General features: G+C 71.8%; 15 protein-coding genes, 1 tRNA gene, 2 pseudogenes and 1 riboswitch. Of the genes and pseudogenes, 13 read left to right on the forward strand and 5 right to left on the reverse strand.

What is annotated here, in order from left to right; all coding sequences use genetic code 11:
* Positions 1-306: 306 nt before the first annotated feature.
* Positions 307-379, forward strand: a tRNA-Arg gene (locus ABZ635_RS25800).
* 259 nt (positions 380-638) lie between these two features.
* Positions 639-842 (forward strand): hypothetical protein, encoded by a 204-nt coding sequence (locus tag ABZ635_RS25805; RefSeq protein WP_357769659.1) that lies wholly within the window; start codon positions 639-641, stop codon positions 840-842.
* 41 nt (positions 843-883) lie between these two features.
* Here ABZ635_RS25805 and ABZ635_RS25810 read toward each other — a convergent pair whose 3' ends face one another.
* Positions 884-2122, reverse strand: a complete 1239-nt coding sequence (locus ABZ635_RS25810) for a phospholipase D-like domain-containing protein (RefSeq protein WP_357769661.1) — start codon at positions 2120-2122, stop codon at positions 884-886.
* Between the two features lie 197 nt (positions 2123-2319).
* Complete coding sequence (locus tag ABZ635_RS25815; RefSeq protein ID WP_357769664.1) at positions 2320-3111, reverse strand: class I SAM-dependent methyltransferase; 792 nt, start codon at positions 3109-3111, stop codon at positions 2320-2322.
* A 284-nt stretch (positions 3112-3395) separates the two neighbouring features.
* On the opposite strand from ABZ635_RS25815, the gene ABZ635_RS25820 reads away from it, so the two are divergent.
* Positions 3396-4205 carry an HAD family hydrolase gene (locus ABZ635_RS25820; RefSeq protein ID WP_357769666.1) on the forward strand — a complete coding sequence of 270 codons (810 nt, stop codon included), beginning with the start codon at positions 3396-3398 and terminating at the stop codon, positions 4203-4205.
* Positions 4206-4304: 99 nt separating this feature from the next.
* Positions 4305-4802 carry a DUF2087 domain-containing protein gene (locus ABZ635_RS25825; protein ID WP_357769668.1) on the forward strand — a complete coding sequence of 166 codons (498 nt, stop codon included), beginning with the start codon at positions 4305-4307 and terminating at the stop codon, positions 4800-4802.
* A gap of 179 nt (positions 4803-4981) precedes the next feature.
* Here ABZ635_RS25825 and ABZ635_RS25830 read toward each other — a convergent pair whose 3' ends face one another.
* The 3 genes from ABZ635_RS25830 to ABZ635_RS25840 form a co-directional block, all read right to left on the reverse strand.
* Positions 4982-5719, reverse strand: a complete 738-nt coding sequence (locus ABZ635_RS25830) for a transcriptional regulator (RefSeq protein ID WP_357769670.1) — start codon at positions 5717-5719, stop codon at positions 4982-4984.
* Positions 5720-5824: 105 nt separating this feature from the next.
* Positions 5825-6181 carry a VOC family protein gene (locus tag ABZ635_RS25835; protein ID WP_357769672.1) on the reverse strand — a complete coding sequence of 119 codons (357 nt, stop codon included), beginning with the start codon at positions 6179-6181 and terminating at the stop codon, positions 5825-5827.
* A 55-nt stretch (positions 6182-6236) separates the two neighbouring features.
* A complete protein-coding gene (locus ABZ635_RS25840) occupies positions 6237-6551 on the reverse strand; it encodes a multidrug efflux SMR transporter (RefSeq protein ID WP_357769674.1) in 315 nt (104 codons plus the stop codon).
* A gap of 31 nt (positions 6552-6582) precedes the next feature.
* A riboswitch (guanidine-III (ykkC-III) riboswitch) is annotated at positions 6583-6655 on the reverse strand.
* 195 nt (positions 6656-6850) lie between these two features.
* Here ABZ635_RS25840 and fdhD point away from each other — a divergent pair.
* The 9 genes and pseudogenes from fdhD to ABZ635_RS25885 all read left to right on the forward strand — a co-directional run.
* Complete coding sequence (gene fdhD, locus ABZ635_RS25845; RefSeq protein WP_357769676.1) at positions 6851-7675, forward strand: formate dehydrogenase accessory sulfurtransferase FdhD; 825 nt, start codon at positions 6851-6853, stop codon at positions 7673-7675.
* Between the two features lie 358 nt (positions 7676-8033).
* Positions 8034-8438, forward strand: coding sequence for a DUF485 domain-containing protein (locus ABZ635_RS25850; RefSeq protein WP_357769678.1), 405 nt, complete (start codon positions 8034-8036; stop codon positions 8436-8438).
* Positions 8435-10135, forward strand: coding sequence for a cation acetate symporter (locus ABZ635_RS25855; RefSeq protein WP_357769680.1), 1701 nt, complete (start codon positions 8435-8437; stop codon positions 10133-10135). Before ABZ635_RS25850 ends, ABZ635_RS25855 begins: the two co-directional genes overlap by 4 nt.
* 289 nt (positions 10136-10424) lie before the next feature.
* Positions 10425-11441 (forward strand): histidine kinase, encoded by a 1017-nt coding sequence (locus tag ABZ635_RS25860; protein ID WP_357769682.1) that lies wholly within the window; start codon positions 10425-10427, stop codon positions 11439-11441.
* On the forward strand, positions 11438-12226 hold the full coding sequence (locus ABZ635_RS25865) for a LytTR family DNA-binding domain-containing protein (RefSeq protein WP_357769684.1): 789 nt from the start codon (positions 11438-11440) through the stop codon (positions 12224-12226). Before ABZ635_RS25860 ends, ABZ635_RS25865 begins: the two co-directional genes overlap by 4 nt.
* Before the next feature lie 19 nt (positions 12227-12245).
* Positions 12246-12614: pseudogene (locus ABZ635_RS25870) on the forward strand (hypothetical protein); the annotation flags it as partial.
* A gap of 158 nt (positions 12615-12772) precedes the next feature.
* Complete coding sequence (locus tag ABZ635_RS25875) at positions 12773-14428, forward strand: cation acetate symporter (protein WP_357769686.1); 1656 nt, start codon at positions 12773-12775, stop codon at positions 14426-14428.
* A gap of 152 nt (positions 14429-14580) precedes the next feature.
* Positions 14581-15123 carry a hypothetical protein gene (locus ABZ635_RS25880; RefSeq protein WP_357769688.1) on the forward strand — a complete coding sequence of 181 codons (543 nt, stop codon included), beginning with the start codon at positions 14581-14583 and terminating at the stop codon, positions 15121-15123.
* A gap of 127 nt (positions 15124-15250) precedes the next feature.
* Positions 15251-16120 (forward strand): annotated as a pseudogene (locus tag ABZ635_RS25885) (hypothetical protein); the annotation flags it as partial.

Genomic DNA, 16120 nt, shown 5'->3' on the forward strand with positions numbered 1-16120 from the left:
GTCGGCCACCGTCCTCCCGGCCGTCTCACCGGGCCTTTGGAAGAAGACCTGGTCGTCGGGGTGCGGTGCTCCCTCGCACCCGCCCGCCCAGAGTGACCGAAGCACGCGGGCGACTCTGATCACGACACGCGAAATGAACAACATCACACCGCGACCAGGACAACCGATCGTAGGTCAGCGTACTGTGCCGCGCACGTAGAGTGCCTCGCCCGCACCGCCCCAACGCCAATCGGGACCCCAGGCACCCCCATCCTGGGTTAGGCTTGCCCCCGTGGTCGGGTAACGTCCGGGCCAGGCATCACCCATGGCTCCATAGCTCAGGGGATAGAGCACCGCTCTCCTAAAGCGGGTGTCGCAGGTTCGAATCCTGCTGGGGCCGCATCACGTGACCTGCGAGAACGTCGCGGAGTCACCGACTGGGGAAGCCCCGTGGTTCGCAATCCAGGTTGCGGCTCGCGGGGCTTTTCCCGTCTCCGGGGTCCGTCAAATCACCACAAGTCCCCGTACGTCTCTCCTTCTCAGTGAGAAAGTCGGCTCCCCGCCCGTGTCGGGCGGCGGGGAGCACTCCCTCCCACGCCATCATGAAGCAGGGAAAGACCAGGTCGAGGGCGTGCGCGCGCACGGACGGGGGTGGCCGTATGGGGGACGCGAACGACGCGACCGGACCCGACGAAGGTGCCGGAGGGCGTCAGCGCGGCGGGTCTCCCTCAGCGATCTCCGGGGCCCTGAAGAAGGCGCCCCATCCCGGCCCGCAGCACTGGGGAGGCCCCCGACCGCGCAGGTCGGAGCCGGAACGGCTCTTCCCCCGAAGCTTCGCCCGCCTGTCGCCCAAGGACCTGTGAGGCGGTCCCGTCCGCGGAACGGCGCCTACGGGTGACCGGACTCACAGGAACCCGCGCCAGGGGGCGAGCACAATCTCGCTGAACTTGGCCGCGAACGGGCGCCCCCGCCACTCCTCCTCGGTGAGCTCGCGGGCGTTGGTGAGGTCGGTCTCGAAGACCTTCTCCAGGTGTCGGGCCACGCTCTCGTCGAAGATCTCGACGTTGATCTCGTAGTTGCCGGTGAGGCTGAGACGGTCGACGTTGGCCGTGCCGATCGTGCTCCACCTGCCGTCCACGGTGGCGGTCTTGGCGTGCACCATGGCGTCCTGGTAGAGCCACAGCCGCACCCCGCCCCGGAGCAGTTCGGAGTACCGGCCGCGCGCCATCCAGTCGGCGACGACGTGGTTGGAGTTCTCGGGCACGAGCACGTTGACGTCCACACCCCGCCCCGCCGCCTCGACGAGGACGTTGGCGAGTTCGCGGTCCGGGATGAAGTAGGCCTGGGTGAAGATCACTCTCTCCTTGGCCCGGTCGACCGCCTCCAGGAACATGGCGCGGATGGGGTAGATGATGAGTTCGGGGACGTTGCGGTGGACCCGGATGCGCGAGTCCCACTCCGCTTCTCCGAGCCCGTCCAGCGCGGGCTGGTCCGCCCGCCGGTTGGTGTTCCAGAAGTCCACGAAGGCGTTCTCCAGCTCCCACACCGCCGGGCCGACCAACCTGAGGTGGGTGTCGCGCCACTCGATGGCGTAGGTGGAGCCGACGTTGAACCCGCCGACGAACCCCGTTTCACCGTCCACCGTGAGGATCTTGCGGTGATCCCGGCCGGACTTGCGCACGTTGAGCAGGAGCACTCCCGGGCGGAACGCCGGGTAGCGCATGACGTGGACCGAGGGAGGGAAGCGGAAGAAGGAGCGCGGCACGACGAGGTTGGCGAAGCCGTCGTAGATGACGTACACCTCGACGCCGCGTTCGGCCGCCTCGATCAGCGCGGCCTTGAACTCCTGCCCCACCACGTCGGACTTGACGATGTAGGACTCGAAGAGGACCCGGTGGCGTGCGCCCCGGATGGCGGAGAGCATGTCCTCGAAGAGGTCCGCCCCGTAGGTGTAGACCGTGGCGGTGGTCTCCCCCACCGGTACCGAGGCGGGGTCGGTACGCGGGAAGTCGACGCGGTGCGGGCGCACCCTCTTGCGCCACTGGTCGATCCCGACGAGGGTCGCGACCACCGCGACCTGGGTGGCCAACAGTCCCAGCAGTCCCCGCCTGACCCAGGTCGTGATGGTCGAGCGTCTCAGCATGCGGTCGCCTCCCGAACGGCCGTCCGCCGTGCCCCCGCGACGGCGGCCACCCCGGAACCAAGGTGGAGCACCACCGTAACCCGGTGCCCGTGCGGGAACCGGGCACGAACCGCGTACCGGGAGCAACTCGGCGCCGACCCCCTCCCCGGCCTGGTCCGCGCGTACCGTGCCGGGGGCCGGGCCTCTCACCGCCCCGGTCAGGCCTCCTCGCGCCGCCGCAGCACCAGGAGTTCGGTGGTGGGGCTCTCCCTGCGACCGCGCACGAGCCTGCGGTCCAGCCGGTAGAGCAGGGCTCCGGCGAGCCACCCCGTCGCAGCGGTCACGGTGGCGGCGCGGAGGACCCCGCCCCAGACCTTGCGCCACGGCAGGGAGGCGTCGACCTGCGCGTTCATCAGCATGAGCATGGGCACGCGGCGCACGATGTCGAATCCGGCCTTGTCGGCCAGAGCCGCGATCGTCTCCAGGGTGCGATTGACCTGGTGTTCGCCGCGCTGCTCGGGGCGCTGGAGACAGTTCTCGGAGATCACGAGGGTGCCTCCGGGGCGCACGACCCGGCCGAGGGCGCCGAAGGCGGCCGCGTAGCGGTCGTCGTCGGTGATGTGGAAGAGCACGTCCATGCAGGAGGCGGCGTCGAAGCTGGCGTCCTCGAAGGCGTCCAGCTCCGAGACGTCCTGGCGGAGGAACCGGTGCTGGGGGAACCGGCCGCGGAGGCGGTCGACGGCGGCGTCGGTCATGTCGCAGCCGGTGACGTCCCCGGCCCCCAGGCGCTCCCACTGGCTCACGTAGAAGCCCGTGCCGCTGCCCGCGTCGAGAACGCTGGCGCCCCGGAGTCCCAGTTGGCCGACCTCGCGGAGGAAGACCTCCTCGCGGACCCGGTACATCCAGGTGTTGAAGGGTCGGCCGAGGGCCCGGTAGCCGACGCCGCTCTCGGTCCAGTCACCTTCGAGGCGGTGTTCCCAGAAGTCACGGAGTTCACTGTGCGTAGCCATGACGCCACTCTCACACTGGCGACCCCCGTTGTCCTGCCGCAGCGCCGACCCGGACCCGATCCCCGTGGGCCGCCCCGCCCCGTACGGCTCCGGACGGGGTCGCGGACGCGGGGACACGCCCACATCGCCCGTGTGAGCCGCCATGAAAGAGGAATGATCCCCTTCCGTGGCATGTGCGGACTTCGTCCGGCCCGAGCGCCCGCCGTCCACGGCATCTGACGGGCCGGTGTGAGATGCGCCGAAACGCCTACGAATCCGTCGGACTTCGACGGCATAATGCGCCCATGGCCCTTCCTCGCGTGATCGCCACCGACCTTGACGGAACCCTCCTCGGCCGCACCGGCCAGGTCTCCCCCCGCAACCACCGCGCCCTGACCGCCGCCGTGGAGGCGGGCGTGCGGGTCGTCCTCGTCACCGCCCGCCCGCCGCGCGCCACCGAAGCCTTCGCCGCCCTGTTCGACTGCGCCGCCGTGGTCTGCGGCAACGGCGCCCACGCCCAGCTCCCCGGGGGCGCCGAACCGATGGTCCGGGCGATCGACCGGGAGACCTCCGGCACGATCGTGGAGAAGCTGCGGGCCTCCCTACCGGGGCTGGGGTTCGGGGTGGAGACCGGCCTGGACTTCTACCACGACGCCGACTACCAGCTGGAGCCGTGGATCGAACCGGGCTCGGTGACGGTGCTCGACGACACCGACGCGCTGCTGGACGCCGCGACCCCCGTCACCAAGCTCGTCGCCCGGTCCCAGGACTACCCCGTGCACGTGATGTACGAGGCGGCGGTGGCCTCCGTGGGCACGCTCGCCGAACCCACCTACTCGGGCGGGGCGGGGCTGGTGGAGATCAGCGCGACCGGCGTCAACAAGGGCAGCACCCTCGCGATGCTGTGCGAGGGCTGGGGCGTGACCCGCGAGGAGGTCGTGTTCTTCGGGGACATGCCCAACGACCGTTCGGCGCTGACCTGGGCGGGGGCCGGGTACGCGATGAGCAGTGGCCACCCGGACCTGCTCGACCCCGCGCTCGGCCTCCGGGTGGCGCCCTCCAGCTTCGAGGACGGGGTGGGCCGCGTGGTGGAGGAGATCCTGGAACGGGCCTGACCGCCGCCGGGGCCCGCGCCCCGATATTCGGTGGCCGGGAACGCGGCGCGGCTCCTACGGTGACGGGGACCTTGGCCCCGACTCCGTAGAGGAACCCCCGTGCCGCACCCCACCCAGCTCGTGTCGTCGCTCGCCTCCCCCGATCGGCTGTCGCTGTTCGCCCGGATCGTCTCCGCGGGCCCCGAGGGGTGGGAGCCGAGCGGTCCGGGCGGTGCTGCGGCGGGCAAGCACCTGGACCGGCTACTCAAGGACGGTCTGGTTTGCGAGGAGGACGGGCGGATCGTCGCCGTGCCCGAGGTCTTCGCCGAGGCCATGCGCGAGCACAAGGCGCAGACCCGGGTGACCGACCCCGTGGACGCGCTGTTCCACGAGGGTCGGCTCACCTCGATGCCCGCCAGGCGGGATCTGCGCCTGGCGGTGCTGGAACGCCTCTGCGGGCGGTTGTTCGCCCCGGAACTGGAGTACACGGAGAAGCAGGTGAACACGGCGCTGCTGACCTGTTTCGACGACCCCTCCGCGCTGCGCCGCTACCTGGTCGAAGAGGGGTTCCTGGAGCGGGAGGACGACGGCAGCCGGTACCGCCGCTCCCGGAGCTAGGGGTACTCAACCTCCATGGTCAGTACACCCAGCCGCCCCGGGCCCCCACGGCTCCGTGAGCGCGCCCGGCGCTCCGGGCAGGGCCGGTGATGCGCGAACGGTCGCGCCCCCGGCCCGGGCCGGGCCACGGGTTCCCGGGCGGCTTCGCCGCCGCGTCCGTGCCCGGGCCCGGACGCGGCTCAGACCGGGGCCGGAGCGCCCTCGGCCGTGCGTCTGAGGGCGCTCGCGTGTGCGTCGAAGGCCTCCCGACCAGAGGCGGTGAGGGCCACGTGGGGCCCGGACCGGGTTCCGCGCTCCCGCGTGACGACGGTGAGGTACCCCTCCTCCCGGAGGGCGCGGATCGGCTCGGACAGTGCGGACGCGTCCGTCCCCAGCGTGTTGGCCAGCGCGCCGGTGCCCGCGCGGTCCACCCCGGACAGGGCGGCGGCGAGGGCGAACCGGTCGGTGGGGAGCAGCGCCTCGTCCAGCGCGCCGCCGGGGTGGGCGGTGTGCCGGAGCGCCCGGCCGCGCACCCCGATCCGGTTGAGCGCCACCGACGCGAGCAGGGGCAGAGCGCTCAGGAGCGCCCCGCCGACCCACCACGGTGTGGACGCGGGGAAGAGGGCGAGCCCGAACACGACGGTGCCGGTGAGCATCGCCACGCCGGTGCCGGTGAGCGCGTAGTGCGCCGCCAGGCGCCCCGGGAGCCGCACCGGCTGGTGGTACGCGTAGAGGTTGAGGACGATCGGGACGGTCGTGACGAGCACGAGGAACGGCAGGGGGATACGGCCGCCGCCCGCCGCGATGGCCACGGCCGGGAGGACGACGGCGAGGACGAGCCCCGCGACGCCGCTCGCGGGCCATCGGGCGTGCGCCCGCATGTCCCTCCTGAGGGGTTCGGCGTCGTTCAGGGTCTGGAGTGCTGCTTCGCGGTTCACTGGACCACCCTGGGTCGGACTGGACATCCGTTCCAGGGTGACACTCACTTTCCTTATTGGCAAGTATGTGCACAGGGGCACAGTCGGCTGCGGCCCCCTGTGTCGTCAGTGCGCGGGCTTGACCACGCAGAACGCGTTGCCCTCGGGATCGCGCAGCACCTGGAACGCCCCGTGTTCGTCGGTGACGGGCTCCCCCACGGCGACGGCCCCGAGCGCCACGGCCGCGCGGGAGGCGTCCGCCAGGTCGCCGACGAGCAGGTCCGGGTGGACGCGGTCGCGCCCGCCCCCTGGTTCGGAGGTCGGCTGAAACGAGATCCGGGGCTGCCCCGAGGCGCCGTGGAGAACGGCCCAGCCGTCCGGCCGCACCTCGACCTCCCCTCCGAGCAGCGAGGACCAGAAACGGGCGAGGGCAGGCGGGTCGACGGCGTTGACCACCCACTGGACAAGGCTTCCCACAGTCATGCGGACACACTAACGGCCGCCGGGGCATCCCCCCGGCGGCCGCGCGGACGACGAGTCAGTGGAGGACCTTCAGCCCCACCACACCGGCGACGATGGCGATCAGGCACAGGGCCTTGGGCACACTGAAGCCCTCACCGAGGACGAACATGCCGATCAGCGCCGTGCCGACCACACCGATGGAGACCCAGACGGCGTACCCGGTACCGAGGGGGATCGTGCGCAGGGCGTAGGCCAGGCCGGCCATGCTCAGGGCCAGGGTGACGCCGAAGGTCACCGTGGGCCACAGGCGGGTGAAGCCCTGCGACGCGTTGAGCGCGGCGGCCCACGCGGTTTCGAGAAGACCGGAGATCACCAGAACGATCCAGGCCATGACCTTTACCTCCAAGACGTGCGAACTGTGGTTCGCGCCGTCTTGTCTTGACCGGGTACGGCGCACCTCGTCCGGAGTCTTCAGGTACTCGCACAGTACAACGGCCCCGGCGGTGCCGCCCTTCCGGGGTGACCGGAGAGTCCGGTCACCACGGCGGACCGGTCCGGCGGGGCTGAGACCCTGGTCGGGGACCGCGCGCCGCCAACGGCGTGGCGCTCCGCGCGACCGCCCCTCGACACCCGGTGCCGGGAGGCGTAGACACAGTAGACGAACGAGAGCCCGGAAGGCGGTGACGAGGCATGGGACGGGTGACCGCCCGCGAGAGAATCCTCCGAATCAGGGAGGGGGTCGCGAGCGAACGCGTCGACACCCTCGTGGTGGAGGAACCCCTGGAGATCAGGCTGGACGGCGCCCCGCTGAGCATCACCATGCGCACCCCGGGGAGCGACTTCGACCTGGCCGCCGGGTTCCTGGTGAGCGAGGGGGTGGTGTCCGAGGGCCCGCACGTCGCGGCCATCCGCTACTGCGCCGGGGCCACCGAGGACGGCTCCAACACCTACAACGTGCTGGACGTGTCCCTGGCGCCCGAGGTACCGCGCCCCGACACCTCCCTGGAGCGCAACTTCTACACCTCCTCCTCGTGCGGACTGTGCGGGAAGGCCAGCCTGGACGCCGTGCGCACCAAGGCGCGGTGGCCGGTGGACGACGACCCCCTGCGCGTCGACGTGCCCACCGTGACCGTGCTGCCCGATCGTCTGCGCGAGGCCCAGCGGGTGTTCGACCGCACCGGCGGCCTGCACGCCGCCGGACTGTTCACCGCCACGGGCGAGCTGCTCGCCCTGCGCGAGGACGTGGGACGGCACAACGCGGTGGACAAGCTGGTCGGCTGGGCGCTGCGCTCCGGTCGGCTCCCCCTGCGCGAGACCGTGCTCATGGTGTCGGGACGCGCCTCGTTCGAGCTGGTCCAGAAGGCGTGGATGGCGGGCATCCCCATGATGACGGCCGTCTCCGCTCCCTCGTCGCTCGCCGTCGACCTCGCGACGGAGGCGGGCATCACCCTCGTCGGCTTCCTGCGCGGCGACTCCATGAACGTCTACAGCGGCACGCACCGCGTCCTGGTGTAGGGCGCGACCTCCGGGCTCCAGGACTCCCGGACTCCGAGCGGGCGAGCGGCCCCGGAACGGCAGGTGAGCGCGGACGGGGGCCGTGCGCCGGGGCGCGTGCGCCCGGGCCCGCACCGCCCGCCGACCGTTCGGCGCGCCAGTCGACCGTTCGTCGCACGGTGGGCGACCGCTCGACGCTCCTCGTCCGCGTTCGGCGCGCGCCCCGGCACGCCCCCCTGCTCAGACGTGGTGTCGCTCCTTACAGTGCCGGGTAACCCACGTCACACGAACTGGTCATACCAGGCGTCACCGCACCAACAGCGCGAACGCGACCAGACGCGGCACCGTCCCCGCCATCCCCCCGGAGGTAACGAACAGCATGACAAGCCAACCCTCGGCCAAGGACCCCACGTCCCAGCCGGCCACGGACGAGGCCCACGAGTCGGAACCCATCCCGACCGAGACCTTCGTCGCCATGCACGGCGACCCCAGGTTCCTCCAGCTCAGGCGGACCCTGTACGTCTTCGTCTTCCCGATGACGGTGCTGTTCCTCATCTGGTACGCCATCTACGTCGCCATGTCCGGGTTCGCCCGCGACATCATGGCGATCGAGGTCGCCGCCGGGTTCAACGTGGCGCTGCTCCTGGGGCTGCTCCAGTTCGTCTCGACCTTCGGGATCGCGATCCTCTACTCCTGGTACGCCCGCAAGAAGTTCGACCCGCTCTCGTACGAACTGCGTGACGAGCTCCTGGGCGCCAACGGCTCCAAGGAGGAGGCCAAGTGATCCTCTCGACCGGACTCCTCCTCGCGCAGGAGGGCACCGTCAGCGGTGCCAGCCGGACCATCACCATGGTCCTGTTCCTGCTCACCATCGCGGGCACGCTGGCCATCACCGCGTGGGCCAACAAACGCACGCACACGGCCACCGACTTCCACTCCGGCGGACGCGGGTTCACCGCCACCCAGAACGGGTTCGCCATCGCGGGCGACTACATGTCGGCCGCGTCCTTCCTCGGCATCGCGGGCATGATCGCGCTGTCCGGCTATGACGGCTTCCTGTACTCCATCGGGTTCCTCGTCGCCTGGCTGATCGCGCTCCTGCTGGTCGCCGAGATGCTGCGCAACTCCGGCCGCTTCACCATGGGCGACGTGCTGTCGTACCGGATGCAGCAGCGCCCGGTCCGCACGGCCGCGGCCGTGTCCACCCTGACCGTCTCGATCTTCTACCTGATCGCGCAGATGGTCGGCGCGGGCGCCCTCATCGCCCTGCTGCTGGGCATCCAGGGCGACCAGACCTACCTCGGCATGTCCGGTGACGTCGCCAAGATCCTCGGCATCGTCGTGGTCGGCCTGCTGATGGTCATCTACGTGACCTTCGGCGGGATGAAGGGAACCACCTGGGTCCAGATCGTCCAGGCCGCCTTCCTCATGATCAGCGTCGCCTTCCTGGTGCTGCTGACCCTGTCCATCTACGGTTTCAGCCTGCCCGAGCTGATGACCCAGGCGGCCAACTCCAGCCGGGTCGGCGACGAGACCTTCCTCCAGCCCGGCCTGCTGTACGGCCAGGAGGTCGACAGCGCCGTCCAGACCATGTGGAACAAGCTCGACCTGATCAGCCTCGGCATGGCCCTGGTGCTCGGCACCGCCGGGCTGCCCCACGTCCTGATCCGCTTCTACACGGTCCCGGACTCCACCACCGCCCGCAAGTCCGTCAACTGGGGCATCGGCCTCATCGGCGTCTTCTACCTGATGACCCTGGTGCTGGGCTTCGGCGCCGCCGCTCTGGTCGGCTACGAGACCATCCAGGACCAGAACCCGGCGGGCAACACCGCCGCGCCGATGCTCGCGGAGGCGGTCGGCGCCCACATCGGCGGGCCGGTCTTCGCGTCGATCATGCTGGCGGTCATCGCCTCGGTGGCCTTCGCGACCATCCTCACCACGGTCGCCGGCCTCACCATCGCCTCGTCCTCGTCCCTGGCCCACGACTTCTACAACTCCGTGATCCGCAAGGGGAAGGCGACCGGTGCCGAGGAGGTGAAGGTCGCCCGGGTCGTCACCTGGTTCGTCGGCTTGGTCGCCATCGTCCTCGCGGTGTTCGCGCAGAACCTCAACGTGGCCTTCCTGGTCTCGTTGGCGTTCGCCATCGCGGCCTCCGCGAACCTGCCGACGCTCCTGCTCAGCCTGTTCTGGAAGCGCTTCAACACCGCCGGCGCCCTCGCGGGCATCTACGGCGGTCTGATCAGCGCGGTCGGCCTGGTGTTCTTCTCGCCGGTGGTCTCGGGTTCGGAGACCGCGCTCATCCCCGGCGCGGACTTCGCGTGGTTCCCGATGCCCAACCCGGCACTGGTCTCCGTTCCGCTGGGCCTGCTCTGCGCGGTCGTCGGAACGCTGATGTCCAAGGAGAGCGACTACGAGAAGTTCGCGATGCTCCAGGTCCGCGCCCTGACCGGCGCGGGCGCGGAGAAGGCCAGCAGCCACTAGCCCGCCGGTCTCCCTGACGGGCCCGCCGCCCCACCGGGCGGCGGGCCCGTCCCGTGTGCCGACTCTGAGGACCCGCGTCACCACCCGCCCCACCAGCGGCCCGGCCGTACCGCACCGGCGACGACGGGGAGAACGGGACATCACGACACGAACAGGAAAGCGGAGGCCAACACGTGAGCGCCGACACATTTCGCGGGGATAGGATCGGTCTGTGTCCTCTCGGTGGCTGTCGCGGCTTTCCCCCTCCCGGCGCCCCACGTCCTCGGAACGCCAGGCGAGTGTCGAGTTGATGCGCCAGATCCACGCCCTGGGGGCCGACCTCCGGGACGGCCTGCACGGGCGCGGCGCGCACTCCGCGGCCCGTCGCCTGCGCCAGGTCCTGGCCGTGGACGGGGTGCTCCTCGCCGATCTCGACGGAACGGTCGCCTCCCACGGGAGCCAACCGGCCCCCGCCGAGGTCGAAGCCGTGCTGTCCCAGGTGTTCGAGTACGGCGGCACCGTCCGCGCCCGGCTGCCCGACGCCACCTCGGTGTGCGCCGTCCCACTGACCGTCGCCGACGAGCTCTCGGGCGCCCTCGTGGCCTCGGGGCACCCGGTGGAGGCCGACGTGGAGGCCGCCGCCGCACTGGTCTCCGACTCCCTGGACCACGCCGCCCTGCGGCGTGCCCGTGCCCGGATCGCCGCCGCCGACCTGCGGACCCTGCGCGCACAGATCTCCCCGCACTTCGTGCACAACGCGCTCGCGGTGATCGCCGCCCTGGTGCGCACCGACCCCGACCGCGCCCGCCACCTGCTGTCGGACTTCGCCGACTACCTCCGGTACGGGTTCTCGGAGAAGGGCGACTACGCCACGGTCTCCGACGAGCTGGAGGCCACCCAGACCTACCTCGAACTCCAGCGGGCCCGTTTCCACGACCGCCTCGACATCACCGTGCGGATGGCCCCCGAGGTGCTTCCCGTGGCCATCCCCTTCCTGGTGGTGCAGCCGATCGTGGAGAACGCGATCCGGCACGGCCTGGAGCGCAAGGAGGGGACGGGGCACATCAGCGTCTCCGGGTTCGGCGAGGGGCCCCTGTGCGTGATCGAGATCGAGGACGACGGCGTGGGCATGCACCCCGAACTGGCCCGAGCACTGCTCGCCGGGACCGGCCCCGAGTCCCGGGGCGTCGGCCTGGCCAACGTCGACCAGAGGCTGCGCGCGGTCTACGGGCCCGAGTACGGTCTGGTGATCGAGACCGCGCTGGGAGAAGGGACGAAGGTGACCGTGCGCGTACCCAGGTTCGCCCCCGGGGTGGTGGTCCTGTGAAGCCCGAACTCCGTGTGCTGGTGGTGGAGGACGAGTCGTCCACCCGGCAGGAGATGGCCGCGCTGCTGGGCGACATGGCCGAGGTGGCGGAGGTCCTGGTGGCCTCCAACGGCGCCACCGCCGTGCGTCTGCTGGGCACGACCAGTATCGACGCCGCCTTCCTCGACATCCTCATGCCGGGACTGGACGGCATGGACGTGGCCCGGGTGCTGAGCGTGATGTCCGAACCGCCGTCCATCGTGTTCGTGACCGCCTCCGAGGCGCACGCCGTGGAGGCCTTCGGGATCGGCGCCGTCGACTACCTGCTCAAACCCATCCGCCCGGAGCGGCTGGCCGAGGCCGTGGGGCGGATCGCCCAGCTGCGCGGCTCCGGTGGCGGCACCTCACCGGCCGAGGACCTGCACGTGGTGCAGATCGACACCGGCCGCCGCACCGTCTTCGTCAAACGCGACGACGTGCAGTTCGTGGAGGCCCAGGGCGACTACGTGCGGCTGCACACGGCCGAGGGCACGCACCTGATCCGGCTGTCGCTGTCGTACCTGGAGGAGGTGTGGGCGTCGGCGGGGTTCGTGCGCGTGCACCGGGGGTTCCTCATCGCCATTCCGTGGGTGCGGGACCTGCGGGTGACCTCCTCCTCCGGGCTGGTGGCCGGGACACCCGCCGGGGACGTCCCGGTGAGCCGACGCCACAGCCGCCACCTGCGCGCCCAGCTCATGGAGGCGGCCCGGCGCGACCAGTTGGGCCGTTCGGCCCGCCCGCCGGGAACGGTCAAGGAGCAGCAGTGACCTCCGGTCGGGGGCGGGGATGAGCCCGCGCCGGGAGAAGCTCACCAGCCCGCAGACCCGTATCGCACTGACGCGCGGCAACCGGCCCGCGCACCATCTCATCCCGGTGCCGGAGCCCGTGGACGCCGAGGCCGCGCGGCGGCTCTTCCGGGCGCAGCGGCGCACCGCGGTGCGCACCGTGGTGCTGCTGGCGGTGGTGCTCTTCGGGTTGAGCGGGGCCTTCGCCCTGTTCCCCGAACTGGGCCGGGTGCGTCTGGCCGAGGTGCCCGTCTCGTGGCTGCTGCTGACGGTGGCGGTGTACCCGCTGCTGTTCGGGCTGGCCCTGTGGCACGTGCGCGGGGCGGAGCGCCTGGAGGAGCGGGCCGAGGCGCGCGCGGCCGACCGGGCCCGGGGCACCGGCCGGGGCGGGGAGGACGTCGCGGGCGGGACCGGAACCGGCGGGGCGGGCGGGTTCGTGGGAGCGGGCGGGTCGGTCCAGGCCGGAGGGAGCGGCCGGGCGGGCGGGGAGCGCCCGCCCGACACCGCCGCGGACCACGGGAGGACACCGTGACCACGGCGGTGCTGGCGATCGGTCTGGTCCTGGTCACCAGCCTGGTCATCGGGGTGTACGGGGTGCGGGCGGCCCGGTCGACCTCGGACTTCCTGGTGGCCTCGCGACGGGTGTCACCGAACTGGAACGCCCTCGCCATTGCGGGCGAGTACCTGTCGGCCGCGTCGGTGCTGGGCCTGGCCGGGCTCCTACTCAAGAACGGGCTGGGCACCATGTGGTACGCGGTGGGGTTCACCGCGGGCTACGTGGCGGTGGTGGCGCTGGTCGCCGGTCCCATGCGCCGCTCGGGGGCGTTCACCGTGCCCGACTTCGCCGAGTACCGGCTGGGCGCGCCCCGGCTGCGCAAGCTCTGCGGGTGCGTGGTGCTGGTGATCATGCTGCTGTACCTGGTGCCGCAGTTCAAGGGCGCCGGGGTGGTGCTGAGCCTGGTCAGCGGCACGCCGTACTGGGTGGGTGTGCTGCTCGCGGGACTGGTGGTGAGCGGTTCCATCGCGGCGGGCGGGATGCGCTCGGCCACCTACGTGCAGGCCTTCCACTACGTCGTGAAACTGGCGTTCCTCGCCGTGCCCGCGATCTTCCTCGTCGTGCACGCGGGCGCCGACACCCGTGCCGAGGCTCTGCACCCCGAGTGGGGCACCCACTTCCCCCGGGACACTCCGGTGGAGTTCACCGTGGCCACCGAGTTCGCTCTGGACCGGGCCGTCACCATCACCACCCCCGACGGCGGGGAGCGGGTGCTGGCCGCGGGTACGCACGCGGTCGACGCGGGCACGGAGTTCGTGTTCCCGGAGGGGGCCGTCATCCCGCACCCGGAGGGTCTGCCGGAGCTGGGGAGCGAGCGGTGGAGCGCCCCGTTGCTGGACGTGGGCGGGTACCCGCTCTTCGAGACGTGGTCGACCCTGCTCGCGATCACCCTCGGATGCATGGGTCTGCCGCACGTCATCATGCGCTTCCACACCAGCCCGACCGCACGGACGGCCCGCCGGGTGGCGGTCGGCGTGATCGCCCTGCTCGGACTCTTCTACCTGTTCCCCACGGTCTACGGCCTGCTGGGGCGCGTGCTCACGCCGCAGCTGGTGCTGCTCCAGGGAACGGACACGGTGGCGGTGGTGCTGCCCGCGGAGGCGGTCCCCGGCTCGGCGGGCACGATGCTCACGGCGCTGGTGGCGGCGGGGGCGTTCGGCGCGTTCCTGTCGACCTCGTCCGGGCTGTTGCTGGCGCTGGCCGGGGGGCTGTCCCACGACCTGTTCCGGGGAAGCGTGCCCCGGTTGCGGTTGGCGGTGGCGGTGGGCGCGTGCGTGGCGGTGCTGTTGGCGCTGCCCGCGCAGGCGATCGACATCAACGTGTTGGTGGTGTGGGCGTTCACGGTGGCGGCGTCGACGTTCTGTCCCTTGCTGGTGCTGGGGATCTGGTGGCGTCGGCTCACGCTGCCGGGGGCGGTGGCCGGGCTGGTCGTGGGCGGGGTCACCGCGACCGGCGCCGTCGGCTGGTCCATCCTGTTCGCCACCCCCGGGGACTGGGTCACCGTTCTCCTGGCCCAACCGGCGGCCTGGACGATCCCGCTGGCGTTCCTCACGATGGTGGTGCTCTCCCTGCGCACCCGCCCTCCGGAGTGGGCCGAGCACGCGGTACTGCGCCTGCACTCCCCGTAGGCGGTTTCCGGGCGTGGGCGCCGGTGTGGAAGGGGCGGGGTCGTGCCTGGCGCGGGTGGGAGCGGGTCGACGGGACGAAGGGCCTTGGTTCGCCGGAAGGACGGTTGGTAGGTTCACAGCACCCCCGCGCGAACCCACCACCGGAGGACGAAGTGCCGTTATCTTCCCCCCACCCGAAGCTCCCGGCCCGCCTCACGGCGCTGACCGCCCTGGTCACGGCCACTGTCCTCCTGGTTCCCGGTACCGCCAGCGCCGAGATGGGCGAGGTCCGGACCGAGAGCCAGGAGATCATCGTCACCGACGAGGGCGTCTACGAGGTCGGCGAGGACGTGGAGAGCCTGGAGGCGTTCCTGGAGGAGAACCCCGAGTACGCTCCGGCCGACGAGGACTCCGACCCGATCGGCGCCCGCGCCACCACCGGCCTCCCCATCACCCACGGCACCTTGACCACGAGCACCACCGGGTGCAAGAGCGCGACGGTCACCTACCGCAAGACCACCGGAACCCCGGTGACCATCAGGTTCTCCGTCGCCCAACTGGGCAGCCTCACCCGCAACGGGCCCACGCACACCATCAGGGCGGGCCAGACCCGCAGTTTCACGTCCAACCTCTCCCCCATCGGCAACGTCCAGGGCCGTATGCGGGTGGACGAGCAGAACAAGACGTTCGTCAACGGGTTCATCAGCTGCCGGTGACCCCGGCGCGCGGGCAGGTCGGGACCCGGGCCCGGTGATGGGGAGAGGCGGGCGCCGTGGCGACCGCCCCTCCACCGGGACACCGATTCCGACCTGTGGCGGGACCCCCACCCCGTAGCATCACGGTGTGAACAGACCTCAGTACGCGGGGTCACGAACCCGCTCCTCTCCCACACCCCGACTCCCGTCCGGGGCCCTCCTGGCGCGCAGGCGCGCCCCCGTGGGCCGCGAACGGACCGCCGCCCTCCTCGCCCTGGCGGCGGCGGGGGCGCTCGCGTTCGCATGGGGGTCCGCCCCGGCCCTCGCACGAGCGGCCTCCGTCCCCGAATCCCCGGCGGCGGCCGGGCAGGCACGGACCGGAGACGGCTCCTCCCAGGTGGACGCGGGACCCGGCGGCGCCCACACGCAGAGCACCGAGGGGTACGTCGACGTCGTCCCCGGATCGCACGTCCTGGTGTGCACCAACGGCGCCCACGTGGTCATCCACGCGGGGCAGGCGCCCACGTGCCCCCAGCCCCCGCCGCTCCCGGAGCCGGAGGAACCCCCCGCATCCCAGCCGCCCGCGCCGGAACAGCCGGTTCCACCCGAACGGCAGGAGCCCCAGGCTCCCCCCGGCCCACCCGAGCCCGGCACGCCCGGAGAGGACGCACCCGAGCCGGAAGCCTCCCCGACACCCTCCGAGTCGGCCCCCGCCTCGGACCCGGCTCCGCCCGACCCCGTACCGGCACCGGAGGCGGACCCGGCCGTCGAGCCGCCGAACGCCCCGCCCCCGGCGGCCGTGCGGGCGGAGATCCTGGCCGACCCCGGGGTGGCGTCCCCGGAACAGGCGGCGTCGGCGTTCACCCCGATGCGCACGATGATGGTCGTCGCGATCGTCGCCGCCGGAGCCGCCGTCGGCGCGGGCCGCCCAGCCCTTGCCACTCGGTGTCGCCGTTCCCCGAGCCCACGTGCAGGGCGGCGAAGGCTCCGCCCATGGAGTGGCCCCCCAGGTACCACT

This window comes from Nocardiopsis sp. NPDC007018, assembly GCF_040635075.1.
Classification (GTDB): Bacteria; Actinomycetota; Actinomycetes; order Streptosporangiales; family Streptosporangiaceae; genus Nocardiopsis.

Excerpts from the sequence above, each read along its gene's own strand:
- ABZ635_RS25810 (WP_357769661.1), bottom strand. The coding sequence starts at position 2,122 with ATGCTGAGACGCTCGACCATCACGACCTGGGTCAGGCGGGGACTGCTG.
- ABZ635_RS25860 (WP_357769682.1), top strand. The coding sequence starts at position 10,425 with ATGCGCCAGATCCACGCCCTGGGGGCCGACCTCCGGGACGGCCTGCAC.
- ABZ635_RS25805 (WP_357769659.1), top strand. The coding sequence starts at position 639 with ATGGGGGACGCGAACGACGCGACCGGACCCGACGAAGGTGCCGGAGGG.
- ABZ635_RS25850 (WP_357769678.1), top strand. The coding sequence starts at position 8,034 with ATGACAAGCCAACCCTCGGCCAAGGACCCCACGTCCCAGCCGGCCACG.
- ABZ635_RS25840 (WP_357769674.1), bottom strand. The coding sequence starts at position 6,551 with ATGGCCTGGATCGTTCTGGTGATCTCCGGTCTTCTCGAAACCGCGTGG.
- ABZ635_RS25835 (WP_357769672.1), bottom strand. The coding sequence starts at position 6,181 with ATGACTGTGGGAAGCCTTGTCCAGTGGGTGGTCAACGCCGTCGACCCG.
- fdhD (WP_357769676.1), top strand. The coding sequence starts at position 6,851 with ATGGGACGGGTGACCGCCCGCGAGAGAATCCTCCGAATCAGGGAGGGG.
- ABZ635_RS25820 (WP_357769666.1), top strand. The coding sequence starts at position 3,396 with ATGGCCCTTCCTCGCGTGATCGCCACCGACCTTGACGGAACCCTCCTC.
- ABZ635_RS25815 (WP_357769664.1), bottom strand. The coding sequence starts at position 3,111 with ATGGCTACGCACAGTGAACTCCGTGACTTCTGGGAACACCGCCTCGAA.